Source organism: Prosthecobacter algae, assembly GCF_039542385.1.
Lineage (GTDB): Bacteria > Verrucomicrobiota > Verrucomicrobiia > Verrucomicrobiales > Verrucomicrobiaceae > Prosthecobacter > Prosthecobacter algae.
The window spans coordinates 102,458-124,345 of sequence record NZ_BAABIA010000010.1 but is presented as its reverse complement, the minus strand read 5'-3'; the positions used below and the strand labels follow the sequence as shown (position 1 = coordinate 124,345).

The window sequence follows — 21,888 nt, the reverse complement described above, 5'->3', positions numbered from 1 at the left end:
AGCCACCGCTCAGCCATCGCCAACTTCTATCAAGCTAGCTTCGGCCGCAGCATCTCAAGAATCTTCGGTACTTCCACCAGCGGGTCGGTGTTCTTCACCTCGTATTCCAGAGTGAACCAGCCCTGGTAATTCGCCTCGCGCAGGATCTTCAACACACGGTCCACGTCGCTGGGTTCATGCTCGTCTTTGGCGGCCCCCTTGCGGCTGATTTCCATCTTGAGCTGCACATTCACGGAATACGGGGCGATCTTGGCCAGATCGGCATACGGGTCTTCTGTGTGAAAGTTGCCGCTGTCAAAATTGATGCCCGCCCAGGGGCTGTTAGCAGCCTTCACCATCTTGATGAGGTTTTCAGGCTCGGCCACGATGCCGCCGTGGTTTTCCAGACCTAGGAAGACACCCTTTTTGGCTGCGTAGTCCAGGCACTCCTGGTAGGCTGCCAGACAGTTCGCCACGGCTTCCTCTTCGCTCAGTCCCTTCGGCTGCGGTCCGGCAAACACCCGAATGTGCGGGGCGCTCATGATCGCGGAGTAATCAATCCAGCGTTTCACATCGGCGATCTCTTGATCCAGCTTCTCCCCTTTTGGCAGGGCAAAGTTGTTGCCCACCGCCGTCCCGGCCAGTTGCACACCGCGCAGGTAAGCGTGGCGTTTCACCTCCAGCAGGTATTTTTCATCCACATCAGGCGGGAAAAAGTAGCTGGTCACCTCGGCTCCCGGCACATGGTTGTCGGCACACCAGTCGATGAAATCCAAGATGCTCCACGGTTTTTGCCCTTCCTTGGCCTTCTGCTCCTTGCCGCGCATCCACTGGAAACGCTCGCGGAAACTGTAGGCCGCCACACCCAACTGCATGCGGCTTTTGCCCGCCCGGTTGATCGGCTCAATGGCGGGAAGTGAGGCAGCACCCAGGGCACTGAGGCTGGTGGCAAGGAAAGAACGGCGAGTGGTCATGATGGAAAAAATGAAGTGTACTGAACGTCGCGAAGAAACGAATATTAATTTTACCGTTCGATTAGATTCCCTTCCACGTGGCCTCGGCCTGCGAAAACGAGATGGGCTTCTGCTTTTGCACGCTCGATTGACGCCACATCATGTCTTCAGATTTCAAGGGTTGATGGCACGAAACGGGTGCCCATGCCGCTGCGCCCGTAAGGCGGAAGCCTTCGGAAATCCACCGGTGCAGCGAGAAATCTGCCTCCTCTCGGTCCTGGCTCACCGCTTCCCCCTGAAAAAACAGTTGCCCACCTGCCTTCGAGGCATTAAAGAATTCATCCGACAAACGCGCAGTTAGCTCAGTGGTAGAGCATCACCTTGACATGGTGGGGGTCACAGGTTCAAATCCTGTACCGCGCACCATCTCCTCAACAACGACAGGAGATGACGTCCTTCGGCAGTCCAATAAGCCGACCTTTTGCACTCGAATGCTCCCCCTTCGGGCAGTTTCACGATCTGGATCGTTGGCACCTCTGCGCCCCCGAACATTCGGGGGGACGAGCTTGGTAAACTCAGCGGCGCCCGAGCGTTCTATCCACGCCACTTCACCACGCCCCGTCATGTCGAACATCCTTTCCCAACGCTGGCTTCTCAACCGCCGCCACTTTTTGCGCGGCCTGGGCACCACCATGGCCCTCCCTTTGCTGGATGCGATGATGCCGCTGCGAGTGCGGGCCGCCGCTGTAGTGACCAAACCCCGGCGCAGTGTGTTTGTTTACATCCCGAACGGCGTCAATGGCATGGCCTGGCAGGTCAAACAGCCTGGACGCGGTTACGAGCTGTCCCCTTCCCTCCAGCCTCTGGAAAAACATCGTGGCGACTTTACGGTCTTCAGCGGTCTGCATCACCCGAATGGCCTTGGTCAGGCACATGTCTGTGCAGATACCTGGCTCACGGGTGCAAAGATTGATGCCCAAGGCGGACGGAAGTATGAGAACTCTATCTCGGCAGACCAAATGATGGCCGAGAGCGTGGGCCAGCAAACGCGTTTCTCTTCCCTGGAACTCTCCATCTCCTCCGGCACCGGTCAGCCCTTCAATAGCAGCACCCTGGCATTCTCACGCGATGGCGTGCCACTGCCCGCAGAAGACAACCCAAAGAACATATTCAATCGTTTGTTCGGCGAAGAAAAAGGCGGCATTGCCGAGCAACGCGCCCGCCTGACGAAACGCCGCAGCGTGCTGGATGCCGTGCTGGATGCCGTGCTGGACGATGCCAGTGACCTCCGCCGTGGCCTGGGCAATGAAGACCGCCACAAGCTGGACGAATACCTGCATGCCGTGCGCGATGTGGAACAGCGCACCGAGCGGCTGGACGCCTGGCTGGATGTACCCAAACCCGTCATTGAGGCCCAATCAGCAGCACCTTTCCAGCGCGATGTTCCCAAAGCCCAAGCAGGTGAATATTGGCGCACCATGTTTGACCTCATCGTTCTGGCCTTGCGCACCGACATGACCCGCGTGGTGACCTACATGAACGGCAGTGAGGGTAACGGCCTCGCCATTCCTGAGATCGGCATCACGCAGGCACGGCACAATCTTTCTCATCACAATGGCGACCCCGTGGTGCTTGAGCGCCTGGCCAAAAGCGATGCCTTCATCATGCAGCAGTTTGCCCATTTCCTGGATGAGCTGCGCAGCATTCAAGATGGCGAAGAACCTTTGCTGGACCGCACCATGGTGCTCTTTGGCAGCGGCATGAGCTACGGCCACAGCCACTGCAACAGCAACCTGCCCATCCTCCTCGCCGGCGGCAAAGGTCTGGGCCTGAAACATGGCCAGCACCTGGACTACAATCGCCCGCATCTGAAGGAAGACTACTCGCTGGGTTATGACGAATGGCGCAGCCTCTGCGGCAAACCGAAAGACGGAAAAGCCCGCCTCAACAACGTGCTGCTGACCATGATGCAAAAGATGGAAGTGAATACCGAGTCCTTTGTGGACAGCCTGGGGCCGGTCTCTGAGATCGTCTGAACCTGAACCGCCTAACTAAATTTAACATCATCGTGTCTTCGCCACTGCCCCGCCTGCGTTTTTATCAGGCTGCCGTCTTGCTGCTGCTCGCTGTCTTTAGCCCTCCGGCTGAGGCGGCGGATCTGGAAATCACCGAAACCCTGCAACTTCCAGAATGCCACAGTATCGGCTGGGTGCGTGCCAATACCGGCGTGAAGAACCAGCAGGCCTGGGATGGCATCCTGGATGAGACAAAGTGGGGCACTCCATCCACAGGCCAGGCCATTGAGCGACACTGGGACTGGAAGCTGGAAGACGCGCAGTGGCGCGAGGTGGTGAAGCAAAAGGGTGAGGGCAAAAAGGAGGACGTCAAATTTGACCTCTGGCTGCCGGAGAACGTCGGCACGGTGCGTGGCATCGTGGTCATTTCTGGCCATGGCAGCGGTGAGACATTGTACAAACATGCGGAGATGCGCCGGATCGCCAGTGAACTGAAGCTGGGGCTTTTCAAGTTCATCGGCAATCCGATGCAGCGCGGCTTCTGGCCACGCAGTCTGCTGGATGAACGGCTGCAAGCATTCGCGGCAAAGTCCCAGCATCCTGAGCTTGCCCACGCGCCTTTGTTTCTTTACGGCCACTCGAATGGCACGGGCTTTTCAGCCATCTATCCGGCCGCCGAAGACACCCGCGTCTGGGCCTGGGTTTCCATGCGCCCCGGCACCACTTACCAAGTTTATCAGCCAGCCGCCGCGCAGGTGCCAGGCCTCATTATCTTTGGTGAAGACGACCCTTTTTTCGCCCGTCCCTCCAAGGAAGAAAACATGGCGATCGTGGAGGCCATGCGGCAAAAGCACCACGCCCTCTGGCACTATGCGGTGGAGCCCAAGACGGGCCATGGCCCCGGCGAAAAGACCTGGCCTCTTGTCTTCTCCTTCCTCCGTCACAGCTTCACCGCCCGCGTGCCTACGGAGGCTCTTCCCAGCAAGCTCAACGAGTTGAAAACACAGGAGGGTTATCTGGGCCAAAATTGGAACCCGGCTAAGGGTGGCTATCAAACACTGTCCATCGCTCCCATCGCCGATTTCACGGGGGACAAATCCACGGCCTCCTGGCTGCTCAATGCGGCCTATGCAGCCGACTGGCAGACCTTCCAGCGCGAAGGTCAACTGGCCAAGTGAACCCGATTTTCCCTACTTTCATGAAGCTATCTCTCACCCTCTTTTCACTTCTCGCCTTTGCCACATCCACATGCGCGGCAGGGCCAGACCTTTCGCGAATCTCTTCTGAGACCGAACTGGATGGCATCATCGCTTCCACCTCCGATGCTGCGCTCAAACAGGCTTTGCTGGAACACTCAAAAGCCATTCTGATCGCAGCAGCAGAACATCCTCACGCAGAAGCCATCGCCCGCACGGTAGAGGCCGCGAAGGGCAAAATCGAAACGATCAATACCACTCCTGAAAGTCTCCAAAAGGCTGTGGGGGGCCCAGTGGCGATCTTCGAGACGTTGAAACTGGTGGATCTGGCCATCCCCAATGCCGGACCTCATGATCATCGAAAAGACGACCCTTACGATGCCGACTTCTTTGCCCACCTCGGCCACCTCAGTGCGCTGGAATCTCTCAACATCATCGCCACCCAATTGGGGGATGACTGGATCACTCCGATTGGCAAGCTGACCACCCTCAAAAGCCTGCGCTTCACCAACAACGGGCCGCTTACCGATGCAGGCATGGAGCAACTGGCCGGGCTGAAAAACCTGGAATCCTTTTCCTTCGTCGGCACCAAGATCACAGGCCGCGCCTATGCCAAATTCGAAGGCTTCACCAAGCTGGTCAAAGTCAGCCACCGAGGCAGCAGCATTGATGACGAAGGCCTGAAGCAACTCTGCGATCACCTGCCCAACTTGGAAAGCCTGAGCCTCGCCCACGCGAAGTTTACCGATGCCGGGGCGGTGCATCTGAAAAAGCTCACGAAGGTCAAAGGCCTAGAGATGGGCACCCCCAATGCCAGCCCTGCGAGTTTGCAAAACCTGGAAGCGTTACCTTTGGCATACTTGCAGTTAGGCGATGGACTCGACCGTCCTGAAGGCATCGCTGCCGTACGCGCCATCCCCACTTTGAGAAGACTGACATTGACCCGCTGTGACAAGCTGGATGATGAAGGGCTGAAACTCGCCACCCAGCTAACCCAGCTTCACCAACTGGAAATCGGCGGCCTGAATCTCCCCGATGAACGCCTGCCGCAATTGCGCGCCTTCGCCTTTCTCAAGGAGCTCAAGCTCATCCGTCGCCCCCAAAGTTATCCCGCTGAAACTCAGGCAAAAATCAAAGCCCTGTTGCCGAACGTGGACGTGAAATTTCAATGATGATCACGCGCTTTTTGACCCTTCTCCTGGGCGCTTCTTCGCTGCTCGCCGAGATACCCGTTTTCCCGAAACTCGGCACGGAACAACGCGTCCACGGCGAGCTCGTGCAGGCAGACTTTGTGCATCGCAGCGGCCAGTTCCGCACGGAAGATGGCGCGCTGATCGACTTCACGCTAATTCCCTCTGGGATCATGCGTTACCGCGGCAGCGAGGCCGACCTGCGCGAAGTGCCGTTGGGGACAAAACTCACCTTTCTCATGCTGCCGGATGCAGAGGGCAGGCTTACCCGGCTCATCACGACTGAGGACGAGCAACCTGCCGATCCCGAACAACGGAAACGCTTCATCGAGTTCACGAAAGTGCGTGGCATTGCCGGTCGGATTGACCAAACGGAGAGCAATTTGGTCACCGTCACTTTTTTCAGCGGCCAGCCAGAGCTCTTCAAAACAACCTGGATGGCCGATTTTGTTGTGGGCAAAGGCGGCGGCAAACTCTGCGTGGCCAATGATGAATTGCGCACCTGGAACCCTCCTGTGGATGGGGAAGGTTTTTCGTTCGTCGAAGTCCGTGACGTGCCCGTGGATGGTTATGGATGCAGCGGCGTACAGATCGTGGTGAAAGTCAGCAACATGCTCGAAGGCTTCCGCAAAGGGCGTGTGGTCCGCATGTTCGGCGCGGGCTGGAAAACGCAGGACCAGTTTTATGGCGAAAGCCTCATGGGCTACGGCTTTGGCCGCATGCAGAACCAGGAACTGCTGGAAAATCCCGCCAAGGAATATCCGGAACAATTCCCTTTCCGCACGGAATTCAGCAACCGTGACCATTCCTGGTATCAGCTCAAGCCTGGCCAAAAACCGCCGCTGTTTTCAGAGCATCTCGTCTTTGGTGAACTGGTGAAAGCCGATGTTGCTACTGGCACCGGCCAGTTTAAAACGGAGCGCAACGGAGAGCTAGTGGATTTCACCCTGATCCCGGAAGGTATCGTGAAATACCTGAATGCAGACGCCCTCTTGTCAGATATCCCGTTAGGCACTCGCTGCCGTTTTCATCTGTATCAGGACTCGAAAAAAGCCTTCACCCAAGCATCTCTCGTCAGCGATGAATTCAGCCACCAGGCCAGCAACGCGGTGACCTGGCGAGTCAAGAACCTGCGACTGACCGAAGGCCGGCTGCACATCGGCTGGCAGCTTCCTGAGGTGAAAGATTACAATGGCGACATGCAGCGCCCGCCTGACTTTGGCCATAGCATCCTGCAGGTGGCGGAGACCACCCGCGTGTGGAAGGGCAACAAGCAGGTCACCCTCCAAGACATCGCCGTGGGGGACGTGCTGCTGGCCAATGTCATCAGTGAGCAAAAAGGCCAGCCTTCACGGGCAACGGATCTGTGGATCGGTGAAGACACACACAAGGCTCTCACGGAAGCCCAGAAGAAAAAGAAGGGTCCCGTGGCCAAACGCTGAACATGATTTAGCCCTGGTGGTCCCCTCTTATCAGGTTAGCTTTCCCTCATGCCTGCCAAAAAGAAACCCTCCGACAAGCCTCTGGCGGGCGCGGCTTTGATCAAAGAAGTGTGCAGGCGCATCCGCGTGGCACGCAGCTACTGGGAGGCTCATAACAACCGGGCCTGTCGCGGGGAGCGGGACAAGGCCCTCTACGAAACCCTCACCGAGCCTGAAAAGGACAAGATCCCGCAAGAACTCCGCGTGTGGCTGCGCTATCGCAGTGAGAAGTACTTTGGCGAAGGGCGGACTCCCCCGGGTGGCCACTGACGGACCTTTACCAATCCTTCACAAATCTCCCCCGGTTTCGATACGAAGGCTTAACACAAGCCAACGATCATAGGGCATGCGCCCTCTTTATCTTTTGTTGTTAGGCAGTCTCATCACATTCCAGCAGGCGCAGGCCCATTCTTGGAAAGCGGATGCGGCCCCCATCTTCGATGAAGCCCTTCGTGCACACCTGCTGACCGAGTGGGAACAGAAACAGAAGCCGTCCAAAGGTGAGATCAAGATCCCACAGATCGCCAGCACGACCTCCACGCTGAATCTCGCCGCAGCCGCCGTGGCCCAGGCGCAAAATGCGCCAACTCAGTCACGCCCTTTTCAAGCCTTCCCCAAACTCCAGCTTCGCTGGGACGCAGACTTTCTCCACGTCGGCTCCAATGGCCTGCCAGACCACGGCATGATGGTGGGCATCACGGCGTGGCAGCAGCAGGTGCCGCTACCACAGTCCTACGTGGGCAGCAATGCCTGGCGCATCCCATTGCACCCGGTGCCCGCCAAAGAACCCGCCTTGATCAAGGGTCGTTTCCTGCGCGGAGCCATCGCGCTGGCGGTGAATGGCATCCCCATTTTTAATCCGCAAAACAATCGTGGTGAGGTGTCTCAGGAAATCGGTGAACTCGATCAATGGGGCGGCCATTGTGGCCGTGCCGATGACTATCATTACCACGCTGCCCCTCTGCATTTACAAGCCACGGTGGGCAAGGGGCTACCCATCGCTTACGCTCTTGATGGTTACCCGATTTATGGCCTCACCGAGCCGGATGGATCACCGGTGGGCAAGCTGGATATCTGCCACGGCCATGAAACTGGCGCCCTGGGTTACCACTACCATGCCTCCACCAAGTATCCGTATGTGATGGGCGGATTTCACGGGGAAGTCACCGAGGCGGAAGGTCAGGTGGATCCCCAGCCCCGCGCCTCACCCGTGCGCCCGGATACGCCCCCCCTGCGAGGCGCCGAGATCACAGACTTTGAAAGCACCGGAACCGACAGCTATCGGCTCAGCTACGCTGTGGCCGGAGAAAAACGCTCCGTCTCTTACACCATCAAAGCCGATGGCACCTACCCATTCGAGTATGACAACGGCAAGGATGGCCTCGTGAAGGAAGTGTATACCGCACGTGAAGCAGGCAGAGGCCAAGGAGGCGAACCCCGCCCAAACAGGCGCAAAGGTGAACGCCCACCCATGCGAGAGGAACGACCCGCTTCTCGTGAAAAAAGCACTCAGACGCAGAAGGCCGCATCCACTTCGACCCGTGGTTTTGTGCTGACCAGTTCCGCCGTTGAGGAAGGTGGCAGCTTGCCCGCAGATTTCACGGGCGATGGCAGTGGAGCCACTTTGCCCCTAGCCTGGAAAGGCGCACCCGCTGGAACCACCAGCTATGCGCTCATCATGGATCATGAAGCCCCTGGCAACGAAATGAAGGGCTACTGGACGATGTGGGACATCCCCGCCACGGTGACGAGCCTGCCCAAAAATGTGCAAGGTGTGGGCAAGCTGGGGACCGGCTTTCGGGGAAACATGGGTTATGAGCCACCCCATTCGAAAGGCCCCGGAGAGAAAACTTATGTGCTGCACGTCTATGCCCTGTCTGCAGCAGCCCAAATACGCGAACCGGCCTCCCAGGTGAACCGCGAGGTCTTGCTTGCAGCGATCAAGGATAAGATCCTCGCCACGGCGGATCTGCGGGTGGTTTATGCCCGCCAAAGCAGCGCCATGGAAGGCCGTGGCGAAGAGCCACCGCCGCCACCCCCTGCCCGGCGCGAAAGACCTAACCGAAAAGGTGGCAATTGAAATAGGGTGCGAGGAAACCATCCGCCTGCCTTAATCTCAAGATATCCATGAATCTTCGCTTTTCCCTCGGTTGCCTCAGCCTCCTGCTCAGCGTGGCGGCTCACTGTGCTGACCGAGCACCTAACATCGTTTTCATCCTCGCCGATGATCAGGCCTGGAATGGCACTTCCGTGGCGATGATGCCGAGTGAAGAAGCGAGCCGCAGCCGAGTCTTCCAGACGCCTCACCTCGATCGGCTTGCGGCCCAGGGAGTGACGTTTTCTCAGGCCTATGCGGCCCACTGCAAATGCGAGTGCTCCCGCGCCGCCATCCAGATGGGCCGCAGTACCACGACGCTCAATGCCCCCGACAAATCGTCAAGGAACTGGAGTGCGCCGATGAGCGAATCGCTGGTGAATGTTCTCAAACGGGCCAACCCCGCGTATCGCGCAGCCCATCTGGGCAAGTGGCAGTGGTTCCACACCCCGGCCTCCATGGGCTACGATGTCAGCGATGGCATCACCCGGAATGAAGATGGAGACTCCCCCGATCCCGAAGACCCAAAGCGCTCCTTCAGCCTCACCGAGCGGGCGAATGCTTTCATGGAAACGCAGGTGAGAGAGGGGAGGCCTTTTTTCATCCAGCTCTCCTACTATGCTGTGCATCCCCAGGCGCAGGCCCTGAAGTCCACAGTAGCCAAATACACGGACATGCGAGGTGGTGGAGGCCGAGGTGATCGGGCGGTCATGGCAGCCATGACGGAGGACTTAGACACCTGCGTGGGCAGCCTCATGAAAAAGCTGGAAGACCTCCACATCGCCGACAACACCCTCGTCATCTACACCTCCGACAATGGCGGTCGCACAGGCTTTCTCAATGGCGGTAAGGGCGACCTAGGTGAAGGCGGCCTGCGTGTGCCCCTCATCGTGCGCGGCCCCGGGATCAAAAGTGCCGCCTATTGCGACGAGCCCGTCATCAGCTATGACCTCACGGCCACCGTGCTGGACTTTGCTTCCCCTGGTTTCTCCCTGCCCAAAGACCTCGAAGGTGGAAGCTGGAAACCCCTTTTGGTCAAAGACGGCACCGGCAAGATGCAGCGTCCGGTGGATCGTTTTGTCTGGCATCAGGCCGTGGAGGTGGCCCATCACCAGTCCGCCCTCCGGCGCGGCGATTTTAAGCTGCTGTACTTTTGGGACAGCCATGAAGGCCTGCTCTTTGATCTCAAAAAAGACCTCCGCGAGACCCGCGATCTAGCCCGAGAAAATCCCCACCTCGCCGCGAAACTGACCCAAGAACTGAAGATGCACCTCCGCGCCGGCCTCGGGGAAGCCGCCATGACGGCGATGGAACGAGGGGAGGCCCCCTTGCGATCAAGAAAACGCTGACCCACAACAGGCACCTGCACGCATAGGATTGACGACAGCGCTGAACCTCCCCATAGCTGAGGAAGACTCATGCCCAAACCCATCATCGCTGTCACCATGGGCGACCCTGCCGGGGTCGGTCCGGAGATCTGCCTGCAACTGCTGGCGAATGAAGCTGTACGCGAAATCGCCACCCCAGTCATCTTTGGGGATGCCCGGCTGCTGGCCCGCTGCGCCCGCCAGACGGGATTGCCTGCGCCAAAACGCATCCTCTCCGAGATCGAGTGGGCAGAAAAAGCGACCTCGCTGGAGGAGCCTGCGGTGTTGGATCTCTTCGGGTTCGATGCGGCGGATTTCACCCCCGGCACCGTCAGCGCCCGCACGGGAGCCGCCAGTTACCTTTACATTGAGAAGAGCATCCAGGCTGCGCTGGCAGACCAGGTCGCTGCGGTGGCCACGGCCCCGATCAATAAAGAAGCTCTCCGTGCGGCGGGGATCATGTATCCAGGACACACGGAGATGTTTGCCGAGAAAATGGATGCCGCCCGCTCCTGCATGGCCTTCTTTTCTGAGGTCATGATTTGCAGCCTCGTCACCGTCCACATCGGTTATCAGGACGTGGTGCCCTCGCTCACTTCCGCGCGAATTTTAGAGGTGATCGAACTCACTGCTGATGCCGTGCAGCGCCACCTGGGCCGGAAACCGAAGCTGGCCGTCTGCGGGCTGAATCCACACGCAGGCGAGCATGGCCTCTTTGGCCAGCGCGAGGAGGAAACCCTCATCGAGCCCGCTATTGCCGCTGCCCGTGCCAAGGGGATGACCATTGAAGGTCCTCTGCCTCCTGACACCGCCTTCATCCCTGCCAAACGCAAGACGGTGGATGCGTACATCTGCATGTATCATGACCAGGCGCTCATCCCACTGAAGGCCCTGGCCTTCGACTCCGCCGTCAACACCACCCTAGGCCTGCCCGTGCCGCGTACAAGTGTGGATCACGGCACGGCCTGTGACATTGCCTGGCAGGGCAAAGCCAACGGGCAGAGTCTCGTCGAGGCTGTGCTGCTGGCGGCGAAGCTGGCGAGCTGAAGCTTTTTTACCGCACCACCGTTTGCGCATGCACGGCCTCGCAGATCAGGCGCAGGGAGCTTTCCAGATTACCATCGGCGGTTTTAAAAGAATCCGCATCAATGGTGAGCGGGGCCCCCAGGACCACCAGGGGTGCCCCATACTGCGGGCACTGGATGGCCTGCTCCAGGCTCAGCCCGCCAACAGCCTGCACGGGAATTTTGACGGCATTCACCACCTCTCGCAGTTGGTCCATGGGGCTGGGCATGCGATGGCCCGCAGCGGCGATGCCGCGACGCTCATCGTAACCGATGTGGTGGATGACGTAGTCACAGCCTAGGTCTTCGAGAAACTTCGCCCCTTCCACCATGTCCGGGCACACCATGTTATCCCCCATGACCTTGCAGCCGAAATCCGCCCCCGCTTTCACCACGCACTTGATCGTCTCGGCATGCGCCCGGGCCATCACCACCACATGGGTAGCACCCGCCTTGGCCATCATTTCGGCCTCCAGGTAGCCACCATCCATGGTCTTTAGATCCGCCACGATGGGCGTGTTGGGGAAGGCTTTTCTCAGTGCCCGCACCCCATGCAGCCCTTCGGCCAAAATCAGCGGCGTGCCGGCCTCTAGCCAGTCCACTCCCGCTCGCATGGCCAGGGCCGCCGTTTCGAGGGCTTCGTCAATGTTGGTCAGGTCGAGGGAAATCTGGACGATGGGTTTCATGCGGTTGGGGGATTGCAGCTTTACACAAACCCAGGCATCATCGTCACGACAAAGATGATGCGAAATGCGACTCTCCTCAAACCACGCACGCTGCACCAGCGGCCTGAGGGCGTGGTCCGTCATTGGCAGCAGGAGCGCGACCGCTGGGTGGCCACCCTGGCCCCCACCTCGCTCTTCCATCGGTTGTTTGATCACATCCCCGGCGTCTATTTCTTTGCCAAGAACCGTGAAGGCCACCTCATGTTTGCCAGTGAGGGCCTCCGGCAGCGCTACTCCATGCATGAGGAGGGCGAGATCCTGGGCATGACGGACTTTGACCTCAACCCTGGCAGCATGGCCCAGGCTTATGTGGATGACGACGACCAGCTCCTCACTGGGAAGGCTACCAGCATCGAGCGCATTGAACTCTGGTGGGACCGGCAGGGCATGCCAGACTGGTTCCTCGTGACCAAGCTGCCGGTGCTGGATACCCAGGGCGACATCCAGGGAGTCATGGGCCTGCTGCGCCGACCCGATGAGGCCGAACGTCGGTTGCCGGTTTTCCAAACCGTAGCCCAGGCTGTGGAAATGATCCGCCAGGACTTCAGCAAGCCGTTGCTCATTGAAGACGTGGCCCGTGCCTGCGGCCAGTCCTTGCGGCAATTGCAGCGCCGATTTCAGACCACCTTTGGCCTTTCGCCCCAGGAGTTCCTCCTGAAGACCCGTGTGCTGGCAGCGGCCCGCCTGCTGGAAACGACGGCGCTCTCGGTCTCCGAAATCGCCTGCCGCTGCGGCTTCACGGATCAAAGTGCCTTCACGCAGCACTTTCGTAAACGCACAGGCCAGACTCCCTCCAGCTACCGCAATCGAATCTAAAAAAGAGGCAGCGGTTACCCGCTACCTCTATTCAAAAGCCAAAGCTGAAATCGAAATTACTGCACGTTTTCTGGATCTGGATCCACAGTAACATCGGGGAAAACGCCCACGTTTTTCACCACCCCAGCGCCCAGCGAAACAGAGCCTTCGACCCTTGAAACAAAACCATCGCGTTCGCTCGGATCATAATATTGGTAAAAGCCAACCAAAGGCCCAAGCTTGCCGGCTGCCGGGACCAAAACCTGAAGTTTTCGTGGTCCATAGAAACCCAGCTTTTCGCCACCCATGGATGCTCCAGTTAATTGAAGTTCGTCTAGAAAGCGGACTTCGCTTTCATCCACAGTCACCAATCGGCTGAAGGAAATTCTCACGAAACCCATGCTTTTCAGGCTCACGTTGTGAGTCGTGACGTCAGATGTGGGCACTTCCTGCGCATTGTACTTTGCCAGTCTCTTACTGTTCAAAGCCAGCGCTATCGCGGTTTCGGCTTCTAACCCCTGAACACTGATGTATTCATCAATTGGAATCGAAGGGAGAGTCTTGTGAGTGAGATACAACCGAACGGGGCCATTCTCCACGTTAACAATTCGACCCACTGCCGTGACTTCAGGCCCTTCGATCGTCGCCTGAACTTTCGTGACGCTCCAGCCCTTGATGTCCGTGATCACGTTCGCGTCCTTCAAATCCAAGAGGAATTCTTTATTGGAATACTTGGAAGTTAACATCTTGGTCACCACCTCTTCAGCTTGCTCAATCCTTTTTCCATCCTTCACGACTGCCCAGTAATTGTAGTCCGTCGGAGCAGCGTCAGTCCCCGTCAGTGGCCTACCCGTGGTCACGCTTTTTTTCACCGTGCCATCCACCGTTGTGGTGAACGCCAGGCTTATCGTGACGGACGAGACCGTACCGGGAATTTCAGGTAGAGGGCCTTGGCCATTGGCAGAAACTGTGATCGCCAGCAAAGCGATCCAAGAGGAAGTGGAGATTAACTTTTTCATAATGACGTTTATGCCAACCAGTGACCGATAAGGGTAGCCCAAGAGAGGTCAAACCGCATTTCAAACTAACCGCATTCCATGCCTCATGGATTTAAACATGAGCCTTCACATTAAACCCGTATTTTCAATACTGCGCCTAGCTAAATCATCTGAATCCGCTCAGTGGAGCAGCTAAATTAGCGCGGCATGCCCCCCTTGCGGGGACCCGTCTCGGCTTTGGTGGTTCCACTCTTGAGCAAGCCTGTCGCCGAGGGAAGCTCCAAATATTCGGCGGCCTGCATCAGCTCGATGGCTTCTTTGGTGGAGGTGACTTGCCGGGCCGCATCCCGCAACATTGGCGATGCCGCCGCATCTCCTAACACGACCATGCCATCCAAGGCCGCTTTACGGACCTCTGCATCTGGATGAAGCAGGTAGGGTTTGATCTTCGGCAGTTCCACCGGGTCATAAGTGATGGCCACGTCGTTGATGGCCTCCAGGAGGACTTCACGCGGCGCATCGTCCGGGACGAGCTTCGAAACGGGTGCGGTCACAGGCTCCGGCTTGCTTGCAGCCTGATCGGCTGCGGGCAGTGAGGTCGCGGGAGGCGTCGCGGCCCCAGGCACCCCTGGCTTCTCAGGACTGCCGCCTGCCTGGAAGGCGACCATCATCAAAACACCCACTGCGAGCACAGCGGTCAGAAGCCAGACAAGAGAAGATTTCATGTTTGTTTCAATCACTAGAGGCACTTTCCACAAAAACGCCTTCGGTGAACTTCACCGAAGGCGTGCGTTGTTCAAGACTGGAAGCCAAGAACTATTCCAGCGGGTTTACAGGGTCTGGCGTCGGAGCCGTTTGGAGATTTGGATAGACCGTGACATCCGCTTCGACTTTGCCAGCGGAGAAGCTGATGCTACCCTCCACCACGGCGCGATCACCATCTTCTTCGATACGAGGGCCTGCACCCGAAATGCTGGCGGTCTTGCCAGCCGTATCCACAAACACATCCATCTTTTCCAATCCCACCCCGATAGAGGTCTGTTTATTGCCAATGGCGGAGACGCCAGCGAATTCAAATCCATCCAACAAGGCGGTGACTGTTGCTCCACTATTAAAACCCTCGAAATCAATTTCGTAGTAAACGGTTTCCTTCCAGTTGGAGGTATTGGTCAGAGACAAGGTTGTTGACTGCTGTGGAGTGTTGTAATTGATAAACTTCTCCACGGTCTTGTAAGTGCTGGTTTCAGCATAGTCCGAACCAAAGCTATAATCAATGTGGTTGCTCAGATCCACAATGTCCCCTTCCGCCTTGTGCACGGCGTAGAATTTACTCGGATACTGCTGAAACCCTTCGCCAAATTCATTTGCGAAACCGGACGCATTGACGCTCACAATCGTCCAGCCTGCAATGTAAGGGGCTTTGTCACCGTATTCAGGCAGGATTCCTTGATCCACTAGCTCCGTCAAAAGCTCCTTGTTACCGAATTTCACGGTCTTCATCTTGGAGATGTCTTCGTAATTACTCACCACTGTTTTGGCGGCATCATTCGCGATGACCCACTGGTTAATATAAGCGGGTTTCGTCACAGGATCCTTGACTGGGACGCCCCTGGAATCTTTGAACACCGTGCCTGGGGTCGAATTGGTCAGAGTGAGGGCAAATGTCACGTTCGCCACGGAGCCGGGAACGGCAGCGTTAACGGATGAAACAGACAGTGCCAGTAGGGCAAAGGGAAGGAGAGCAATTTTCATAGCTAGATGAATGATTTAAGAGCAAGGCAAGAGCGAGTAAAGTTTGTCTAAATGGAAGTCAACCGTAAGCGACACCTCAAATAAAGTTTTTACCAGATGCCGTAAAGCTTATCCAGAGTCGTTTGAAAATGTCCCCCCCCCTTTCCGCATGATGCAAAGGCATCCTTGTTTGGTGGCAAGGAGGGCTCGAAGAGAGATCCCCAAAACTGCGTCCCCTGCTGCTGCAAATTTCCTTCTTTCCTCCAGTCAAAACAAACTGGCTCTACTTTTCCGGCCTGTTAATGAGCGACGCTGAAGGGAGCTCCACAAAGTCAGCCGCTTCCCTCAGGTTCTTCGCCTCGGCTGGGGATGGGGCAAGTGGTGCAGCCGCCCGTAGCAGAGGGCCTGCCGCCGCATCGCCCAAATCAATCATGCCCTGAAGGGCTGCCGCCCGGATTTCCGGATCGGGATGAAGCAGGTAAGGCTGAATCTTGGGTAGTTCCTTGGCATCGTAGGAAACCGCAGCATCATGAATCGCCTCGAAAATCTGGGGTTTCGTTTCCACTTTGGGAACTGAGGGCCGTTCGACGAGTGCTAGGAGGGGCTGCGCCTCTCCCACACCAGTAGGATTGGTCGGACCCGACAGACGAGGGGTTTCAAGGGGTGCTGGGCTCTTTCCAGGAGCCGTTTGGGCGCGTTTACCAACGCTGTTTTGAGGGCCGCCAGCCATGAAAAAGAACACGCCGCACACGGCGGCAGCCACGGCCACCCCGACTAACAGGATCTTGGGGGAGTTGTTCATTGGAGATGATGAGATTGTGGGAAAAAAAACGCCACCTGCATTTCGGCAGGTGGCGAGATCTTGGGATCAGTCTGCTTTCATCAGGGAGATGAAGGCCTCTGACGAATATTAGGGATTCGGCACGTCCTCAACCACCACAAAACCAGGGTAGGTGGACACGTCGGTAGCGATACCGGCGGTCAGTGCAGCAGAACCTTCCAGGATAGCCTGCTCATTGGTGGAGCCAGCGAGGGAGGTGAACTTGCCAGCGCCAGAAAGGATCACTTCGTCTTTAGCCTTGGTGAAAGCCAGCTTCTGGCTGCCAGTGTAGATACCAGCAAGGCCAAAGGTTTTGCCTTTCACGACCAATGTGAGACCGCCTGCAAATTTCAGAGCTTCCGAGTAGCTGGTGGAAACAGGGGTAACCGTCGTGACAGGCTCTTCGCCGGTCGTCGTTGTCGAGGAAGTCACAACCTTCTGGTTGAGGCCACTCTTCTTTACCGTGCTGTTAGAGGAGATTCGGTTGCCTAGGGAGATGGGGGCCGCGCCTTTCTTCACCAGGAAGTAGGACGGAGCGGTGATGTTGAGGTCACCTTCAATGTTGGTGGTCGCCTGGATCTTCTGGATGCTCCAGCCCTTGATGTCCGTGATCAGGGGATTTTCTTCGCCTGTGAGGTCGGTGAGGAATTCTTTCACCGTGTATTTGGAGGCAACGATTTTGGTCACCTGCTCAGTGGTCGTGATGGTGGCACCATTCTTCGTTGAAGTGTAGGTCGTAGAATCAACTAACGCGGCGCCTTTGATAGGCACGCCACTCGCATTTTTCGCCACCGTCGCGTTAGCAGTGCTGCTGACGGTGAGAGCCAGGCTGAAGGTGGAAGCGGACGCCGGCACTGGGTCAGCGCTGAAACCTTGGGATGCGATAGGAAGAATGGCAAGGCAGAAAGCCTTCAGGAACTGTGGTTTATTCATACTGGGTGTTTTAATGGGAGCATCTTCCGGTTTTTCCCAGAAGATGTGACGAATCTGTTACATGGATAAGTCTTCGTCAAAGGGAAAGTAAATGAAGTTTCTATGGTTTTAGGTACACGTATGAAGGACACAAGGTACATATTATTTGCTACACACTAAGCGTTAGGCCATAATCCATGGCTGTACAATGTACTCACACCCTTTTGCAGGGGGTGAATTTAGCCCCTCTTTCGCTTTCTCAGACGTCGGCTTTTTTCCCTTGCCCCCAGGCATCCGCTGCGAATCGTTCACGCTCCATACCATGAGCAAAGCCCCCATCACAGTCGCAGTCACCGGTGCCGCCGGTCAGATTGGTTATTCCCTCCTCTTCCGCATCGCTTCCGGTGCCCTTTTCGGAGCCGACCAGCCAGTGAATCTCCGCCTGATCGAGCGCAATGACGAGAAAGCCCTGAGCGCGCTCAACGGCGTGTGCATGGAGCTGGATGACTGCGCTTTCCCCCTGCTCAATAGCATCACCCCCACCAGCGAACTGGACGTCGGCTTCCAGGGCGTCAACTGGGCCATCCTCGTCGGTTCCGTGCCACGTGGCCCAGGGATGGAGCGCAAGGACCTCCTGAAAATCAACGGCGGCATCTTCACTGGCCAGGGCAAAGCGATCGAGAAAAACGCCGCTGGTGACGTGCGCGTCCTCGTGGTGGGCAACCCGTGCAACACGAACTGCCTCATCGCCATGAACAACGCCAAGGGCGTGCCTGCAGACCGCTGGTTTGCCATGACCCGTCTGGACGAAAACCGCGCCAAGAGCCAGCTCGCCGCCAAGGCTGGTGTGCATCACAGCACCGTTTCCAACCTGGCCATCTGGGGCAACCACAGCGCCACCCAGTACCCTGACTTCTTCAACGCCAAGATCGACGGCAAAGCTGTCACGGACGTGATCAGCGACCACGCTTGGCTCAAAGGTGATTTCATCAAGACGGTCCAGCAGCGCGGTGCAGCGATCATTGCCGCACGTGGCCTTTCCTCTGCCGCCTCCGCTGCCAATGCCGCCTGCGACACCGTCCACAGCCTCACCCGCCCAACACCTGAAGGCGACTGGACCAGCGTGGCCGTCTGCTCCGATGGTAGCTATGGCATCGAAAAAGGCCTCATGTTCTCCTTCCCGATCCGCACCGACGGCAACAAGTGGGAAGTCGTGCAGGGCGTGCCCGTGAATGAATTCAGCCAGGAAAAGATCAAGGCCACGGAAACCGAGCTCCGCGAAGAGCGCGACGCCGTGACCGAACTGGGCCTGATCTGATCCGTCCGGCTCCGAAATCGGGCCTGACTTGGGGGATGGGCACATCCATTCCTGGCTCGGGCCCGATCTTGGAATGCAGGTTTCCTCCCCCTTATGTCCCGTTTCTTCGCCCTCTTCCTAGCGGCCGTCACCAGTGCCAGTGCGCTGGATTTGCGACTGCCGACCGACAACGGAGCCCTGCTCGTCGGGGATGGGTCGGGGTATTTCCAGTTTGTGGACCGGGACTTCGAAGGGGTGAAATCCACTCCTTGGGAAGGCGGCCAGTTCGGTTTCGTACGGGATGCCCGCCGCGTGGGCCAGCGCATCGCTTTTGCCCGCTTTCATGAGGGCATGGACGTGAAACCCACCCAGCGGGATGCCAAAGGCAATCCTCTGGATGACATCCACCCCATCCTCCCTGGCACAGTGGTTTATGTCACGGCCAGCGCGGGTCAGAGCAACTATGGGCGCTACATCGTCGTCCAGCATGACCTCACCGAGGGCGCTTTCTTTTCGCTGTACGCCCACCTCGCCTCTTCGAATGTCACTGTGGGCGACAAGGTGACCCACAGCTCCGTGCTCGGCCGCATGGGCTACACTGGCAGTGGCATTGATCAGCGCCGCGCCCACCTGCATGTGGAATTGAACCTGCTGCTGAACCCCGAGTTTGAAGCCTGGCACGCCAGCCACTTTCGCTCCCCCAACCATCACGGCCCCTACAATGGCATGAACTTGCTGGGTGTGGACCTCCAGGCGCTTTACCAGGCCCATCAGAAAAACCCGGCCATCACCCTGTCTGAATTCATCCAGGGCAATGAGGCTTGGTTTGAGCTGACCGTCCCGGCCACCGCCAAGATGGACTTTATCAAACGCTACCCGTGGCTGCGCGATGTGCCCACCGGCCCCGTGAATGCCTGGAAGATCCGCTGCACACGCTGGGGCCTCCCCGTCAGCGTCCGCGCGGCTGATCAGGCCGTCCAAAAACCTGTCGTTTCCTGGGTCAAAGATGACCCCATCCCTCATTACTACAACACCCGCGGCCTGGTGAGCAACAGCGGCCAGATCACCGTCAGCGGCCTGCAGTTTGTCCAGTTGTTGATCGGACTGTAATCCGTAGCTGCCTGCGCCAGCAGGTGGAACGTTCGCTCTATCATCTACTTGCTCCGGGGTCTTCTAGCCCCGCTATTCCCCTCCCCTGCCTCGCTCCTCGCTCACGTCCCCGCTTGCACCACCCGCCGACCCCGGCATGATGTGCAGATGATCAGTATTCTCGAGGCCTCTGAAGGTGCTCTCGGCGGGCCGACGCTTGCGGAGAGGATGCACCTGGCCTTTTCCACGGAGGGAAAACTGGCCCTCTCCCCCCAGTTTGAATACCGACCACAGCAGCAGCGCATGGCCCAACTGGTGGCGGGCGCGCTGGAGAAGAACAAACCTCTAGTGGTGGAGGCTGCCACAGGCGTCGGCAAATCCCTGGCCTACCTCATTCCTGCCGTCCAATACGCGCTGGAGCAGGGCCGCAAGGCCATCATCTGCACACACACGATCAACCTTCAGGAGCAGCTCATCCACAAGGACATCCCGATCGTCAAAAAGATCCTCGGCCCCTTCCATGCCGAGCTACTGAAAGGCCGCAGCAACTACCTCTGCCCCACCCGCCTGAAGAACGCCTACTCCCACAGTGGCGATCTCTTCAGCAGCAGCGAGACGGCGGAGTTGCAGCTCATCGAAGACTTCTTTCGCGACAATCCCTCCGCCACGCTGAGCGAGATGGACTTCACCCCCGGGGCCCGAGTTTGGTCCCTAGTGTGCAGTGAGCCTCATGCCTGCACCCCGCGCCGCTGCCCGCCCGGCAGTGGCTGCGTGTACCAGGACGTGCGCCGCCGCATGGCCGAGGCCGATGTACTGGTGCTGAACCACACGCTGTTTTTCACCCTGCTTGCCTCCGCCGAAGAAGGCCCGCTGGCGGATGATACCAACTTCATCTTCCCGCGTGACTTCGTTATTCTGGACGAAGCCCACACCATCGAAAACATCGCCGCGAAGGCCTTCGGCATTCACGTCAGCGAGTCCAACATTCGTTTTGAGCTGGGCCGTCTGTTCAATCCGAAAACGCGCAAAGGCTTCTTCCAATCTCTGGGCGAGCAAGATGGCACCCGCGAGGTCTCCCAGTGCCTGGGCATGGTGGAAAGTTTCTTCCGCACGGCGGAAAACGCCTGCAAATTCACCGGCCCCTACGCCAAGGAATTTCGCGTGCGCGAGCCGGAGCTGGTGGAGGATACCCTTTCCCTGCCCCTGCAGCGCGTGGCACGCATCGCCCAAAAGGCGGGTGACGCCGCCAAAAGCGAAGGCCAAAAGTTGGAGCTGCTAGACATCGCCAAACGACTCGGGGCCCTGCGCCTCGCCATCAGTTCCTTCCTGGATCAAAGCGAGGAAGGCCATGTGTATTGGGCCGAACGCAGCGGTGGGGACAACAAGATCGTCTCCTTTCACAGCGCGCCCATTGATGTGGCCCCCAAGCTAGAAAGCATCTTCTTCACCGGCACCAAGGCCTGTGTCTTCACCAGTGCCACCCTGGGCGTGGGCGATGATGTGAAGCTGAACTACTTCCGCAAACGCGTGGGGGCTTACAAGGCGCAAGCCGCCACCATCGAGAGCCCGTTCGATTTCAAAAAGCAGATGAAGCTTTACCTGGTGAAGCGCATGCCCGAACCCGGGCGGCCCGAATACCAGGATGCGATGATCGAACAGATCGAGTACTTCCTCGGCCTGTCCAAAGGCCGCGCCTTCGTGCTCTTCACCAGCTACAGCCAGATGACCGCCCTGGCGGATCGCATCGAGGACTTCTGCCTGGATCATGGCTGGCGTCTGCTCGTGCAGGGGCGCGGCATGCCCCGGCACCAGATGTTGCATGAGTTCAAGAAGGACACGCACAGCATTTTGTTCGGCACGGATAGCTTCTGGACCGGGGTGGACGTCCCGGGCGAGGCCCTCAGCAACGTCATCATCACCCGCCTGCCCTTCGCCGTGCCGGATCACCCCGTCACCGCCTCCCGCCTAGAGTACCTGGAGGAGCAGGGCCTAAACAGCTTCAGCGAATACAGCGTGCCGGAGGCCATCCTGAAACTTCGCCAAGGCGTAGGCCGCCTCATCCGCACCCAGAACGACAAGGGCATGGTCGTCATCCTCGACAACCGCATCCTCACCAAACCCTACGGCCGCGCCTTCATGGCCAGCCTGCCGGATTGCCCGACAGAGATTGTGGGATAAGAG

At 58.0% G+C, this 21,888-nt stretch carries 20 protein-coding genes and 1 tRNA gene; 13 read left to right on the top strand and 8 right to left on the bottom strand.

Translation table 11 applies throughout. From position 1 onward, the window contains the following. Positions 1-29: 29 nt before the first annotated feature. Together ABEB25_RS21100 and ABEB25_RS21095 are read right to left on the bottom strand one after the other, a co-directional pair. Positions 30-953 (bottom strand): sugar phosphate isomerase/epimerase family protein, encoded by a 924-nt coding sequence (locus ABEB25_RS21100; RefSeq protein WP_345738425.1) that lies wholly within the window; start codon positions 951-953, stop codon positions 30-32. A 61-nt stretch (positions 954-1,014) separates the two neighbouring features. Beyond that, entirely contained in the window at positions 1,015-1,281 is a 267-nt protein-coding gene (locus ABEB25_RS21095; protein ID WP_345738424.1) for a hypothetical protein, read from the bottom strand. Positions 1,282-1,283: 2 nt separating this feature from the next. Here ABEB25_RS21095 and ABEB25_RS21090 point away from each other — a divergent pair. From ABEB25_RS21090 to pdxA, 9 genes are all read left to right on the top strand, one after another. Further along, positions 1,284-1,358: transfer RNA gene (locus ABEB25_RS21090), tRNA-Val, on the top strand. A gap of 197 nt (positions 1,359-1,555) precedes the next feature. Beyond that, the gene (locus ABEB25_RS21085; RefSeq protein WP_345738423.1) at positions 1,556-2,968 is read left to right on the top strand and encodes a DUF1552 domain-containing protein; all 1,413 of its coding nucleotides are present in this window, start codon (positions 1,556-1,558) and stop codon (positions 2,966-2,968) included. A gap of 32 nt (positions 2,969-3,000) precedes the next feature. Then, the gene (locus ABEB25_RS21080) at positions 3,001-4,125 is read left to right on the top strand and encodes a dienelactone hydrolase family protein (RefSeq protein ID WP_345738422.1); all 1,125 of its coding nucleotides are present in this window, start codon (positions 3,001-3,003) and stop codon (positions 4,123-4,125) included. A 20-nt stretch (positions 4,126-4,145) separates the two neighbouring features. Next, the gene (locus tag ABEB25_RS21075; protein ID WP_345738421.1) at positions 4,146-5,315 is read left to right on the top strand and encodes a leucine-rich repeat domain-containing protein; all 1,170 of its coding nucleotides are present in this window, start codon (positions 4,146-4,148) and stop codon (positions 5,313-5,315) included. Next, the gene (locus ABEB25_RS21070; RefSeq protein ID WP_345738420.1) at positions 5,312-6,775 is read left to right on the top strand and encodes a hypothetical protein; all 1,464 of its coding nucleotides are present in this window, start codon (positions 5,312-5,314) and stop codon (positions 6,773-6,775) included. Before ABEB25_RS21075 ends, ABEB25_RS21070 begins: the two co-directional genes overlap by 4 nt. Positions 6,776-6,823: 48 nt before the next feature. Next, positions 6,824-7,084 carry a Precorrin-3B methylase gene (locus ABEB25_RS21065; protein WP_345738419.1) on the top strand — a complete coding sequence of 87 codons (261 nt, stop codon included), beginning with the start codon at positions 6,824-6,826 and terminating at the stop codon, positions 7,082-7,084. A gap of 76 nt (positions 7,085-7,160) precedes the next feature. After that, positions 7,161-8,894 carry a YHYH protein gene (locus ABEB25_RS21060; RefSeq protein ID WP_345738418.1) on the top strand — a complete coding sequence of 578 codons (1,734 nt, stop codon included), beginning with the start codon at positions 7,161-7,163 and terminating at the stop codon, positions 8,892-8,894. A gap of 47 nt (positions 8,895-8,941) precedes the next feature. Further along, the gene (locus tag ABEB25_RS21055) at positions 8,942-10,258 is read left to right on the top strand and encodes a sulfatase-like hydrolase/transferase (RefSeq protein WP_345738417.1); all 1,317 of its coding nucleotides are present in this window, start codon (positions 8,942-8,944) and stop codon (positions 10,256-10,258) included. Positions 10,259-10,327: 69 nt separating this feature from the next. Beyond that, positions 10,328-11,323 (top strand): 4-hydroxythreonine-4-phosphate dehydrogenase PdxA, encoded by a 996-nt coding sequence (gene pdxA / locus ABEB25_RS21050; protein WP_345738416.1) that lies wholly within the window; start codon positions 10,328-10,330, stop codon positions 11,321-11,323. Positions 11,324-11,330: 7 nt separating this feature from the next. Here pdxA and ABEB25_RS21045 read toward each other — a convergent pair whose 3' ends face one another. After that, positions 11,331-12,026, bottom strand: a complete 696-nt coding sequence (locus tag ABEB25_RS21045) for an orotidine 5'-phosphate decarboxylase / HUMPS family protein (RefSeq protein WP_345738415.1) — start codon at positions 12,024-12,026, stop codon at positions 11,331-11,333. A 12-nt stretch (positions 12,027-12,038) separates the two neighbouring features. On the opposite strand from ABEB25_RS21045, the gene ABEB25_RS21040 reads away from it, so the two are divergent. Further along, complete coding sequence (locus ABEB25_RS21040) at positions 12,039-12,881, top strand: AraC family transcriptional regulator (protein WP_345738414.1); 843 nt, start codon at positions 12,039-12,041, stop codon at positions 12,879-12,881. Between the two features lie 56 nt (positions 12,882-12,937). Here ABEB25_RS21040 and ABEB25_RS21035 read toward each other — a convergent pair whose 3' ends face one another. The 5 genes from ABEB25_RS21035 to ABEB25_RS21015 all read right to left on the bottom strand — a co-directional run bounded on the left by ABEB25_RS21035 (position 12,938) and on the right by ABEB25_RS21015 (position 17,342). Then, positions 12,938-13,879 carry a hypothetical protein gene (locus tag ABEB25_RS21035; RefSeq protein WP_345738413.1) on the bottom strand — a complete coding sequence of 314 codons (942 nt, stop codon included), beginning with the start codon at positions 13,877-13,879 and terminating at the stop codon, positions 12,938-12,940. A gap of 176 nt (positions 13,880-14,055) precedes the next feature. After that, on the bottom strand, positions 14,056-14,583 hold the full coding sequence (locus ABEB25_RS21030) for a HEAT repeat domain-containing protein (RefSeq protein ID WP_345738412.1): 528 nt from the start codon (positions 14,581-14,583) through the stop codon (positions 14,056-14,058). Positions 14,584-14,674: 91 nt separating this feature from the next. Next, a complete protein-coding gene (locus ABEB25_RS21025; protein ID WP_345738411.1) occupies positions 14,675-15,610 on the bottom strand; it encodes a hypothetical protein in 936 nt (311 codons plus the stop codon). Between the two features lie 262 nt (positions 15,611-15,872). Then, entirely contained in the window at positions 15,873-16,391 is a 519-nt protein-coding gene (locus ABEB25_RS21020; protein WP_345738410.1) for a hypothetical protein, read from the bottom strand. Positions 16,392-16,499: 108 nt separating this feature from the next. Next, on the bottom strand, positions 16,500-17,342 hold the full coding sequence (locus tag ABEB25_RS21015; protein ID WP_345738409.1) for a hypothetical protein: 843 nt from the start codon (positions 17,340-17,342) through the stop codon (positions 16,500-16,502). A gap of 301 nt (positions 17,343-17,643) precedes the next feature. On the opposite strand from ABEB25_RS21015, the gene ABEB25_RS21010 reads away from it, so the two are divergent. The 3 genes from ABEB25_RS21010 (at position 17,644) to ABEB25_RS21000 (ending at position 21,885) form a co-directional block, all read left to right on the top strand. Beyond that, positions 17,644-18,639 (top strand): malate dehydrogenase, encoded by a 996-nt coding sequence (locus tag ABEB25_RS21010; protein ID WP_345738408.1) that lies wholly within the window; start codon positions 17,644-17,646, stop codon positions 18,637-18,639. A gap of 93 nt (positions 18,640-18,732) precedes the next feature. Next, a complete protein-coding gene (locus ABEB25_RS21005) occupies positions 18,733-19,728 on the top strand; it encodes a peptidoglycan DD-metalloendopeptidase family protein (RefSeq protein ID WP_345738407.1) in 996 nt (331 codons plus the stop codon). A 147-nt stretch (positions 19,729-19,875) separates the two neighbouring features. Continuing rightward, positions 19,876-21,885 (top strand): ATP-dependent DNA helicase, encoded by a 2,010-nt coding sequence (locus ABEB25_RS21000; protein ID WP_345738406.1) that lies wholly within the window; start codon positions 19,876-19,878, stop codon positions 21,883-21,885. Positions 21,886-21,888: the final 3 nt, after the last annotated feature.

Bases quoted from the DNA above. Each gene is read 5' to 3' on its own strand.
- ABEB25_RS21100 (WP_345738425.1), bottom strand. From the start codon at position 953: ATGACCACTCGCCGTTCTTTCCTTGCCACCAGCCTCAGTGCCCTGGGT.
- ABEB25_RS21085 (WP_345738423.1), top strand. From the start codon at position 1,556: ATGTCGAACATCCTTTCCCAACGCTGGCTTCTCAACCGCCGCCACTTT.
- ABEB25_RS21075 (WP_345738421.1), top strand. From the start codon at position 4,146: ATGAAGCTATCTCTCACCCTCTTTTCACTTCTCGCCTTTGCCACATCC.
- ABEB25_RS21070 (WP_345738420.1), top strand. From the start codon at position 5,312: ATGATGATCACGCGCTTTTTGACCCTTCTCCTGGGCGCTTCTTCGCTG.
- ABEB25_RS21065 (WP_345738419.1), top strand. From the start codon at position 6,824: ATGCCTGCCAAAAAGAAACCCTCCGACAAGCCTCTGGCGGGCGCGGCT.
- ABEB25_RS21060 (WP_345738418.1), top strand. From the start codon at position 7,161: ATGCGCCCTCTTTATCTTTTGTTGTTAGGCAGTCTCATCACATTCCAG.
- ABEB25_RS21055 (WP_345738417.1), top strand. From the start codon at position 8,942: ATGAATCTTCGCTTTTCCCTCGGTTGCCTCAGCCTCCTGCTCAGCGTG.
- pdxA (WP_345738416.1), top strand. From the start codon at position 10,328: ATGCCCAAACCCATCATCGCTGTCACCATGGGCGACCCTGCCGGGGTC.
- ABEB25_RS21045 (WP_345738415.1), bottom strand. From the start codon at position 12,026: ATGAAACCCATCGTCCAGATTTCCCTCGACCTGACCAACATTGACGAA.
- ABEB25_RS21035 (WP_345738413.1), bottom strand. From the start codon at position 13,879: ATGAAAAAGTTAATCTCCACTTCCTCTTGGATCGCTTTGCTGGCGATC.
- ABEB25_RS21030 (WP_345738412.1), bottom strand. From the start codon at position 14,583: ATGAAATCTTCTCTTGTCTGGCTTCTGACCGCTGTGCTCGCAGTGGGT.
- ABEB25_RS21025 (WP_345738411.1), bottom strand. From the start codon at position 15,610: ATGAAAATTGCTCTCCTTCCCTTTGCCCTACTGGCACTGTCTGTTTCA.
- ABEB25_RS21020 (WP_345738410.1), bottom strand. From the start codon at position 16,391: ATGAACAACTCCCCCAAGATCCTGTTAGTCGGGGTGGCCGTGGCTGCC.
- ABEB25_RS21015 (WP_345738409.1), bottom strand. From the start codon at position 17,342: ATGAATAAACCACAGTTCCTGAAGGCTTTCTGCCTTGCCATTCTTCCT.
- ABEB25_RS21010 (WP_345738408.1), top strand. From the start codon at position 17,644: ATGAGCAAAGCCCCCATCACAGTCGCAGTCACCGGTGCCGCCGGTCAG.
- ABEB25_RS21005 (WP_345738407.1), top strand. From the start codon at position 18,733: ATGTCCCGTTTCTTCGCCCTCTTCCTAGCGGCCGTCACCAGTGCCAGT.
- ABEB25_RS21000 (WP_345738406.1), top strand. From the start codon at position 19,876: ATGATCAGTATTCTCGAGGCCTCTGAAGGTGCTCTCGGCGGGCCGACG.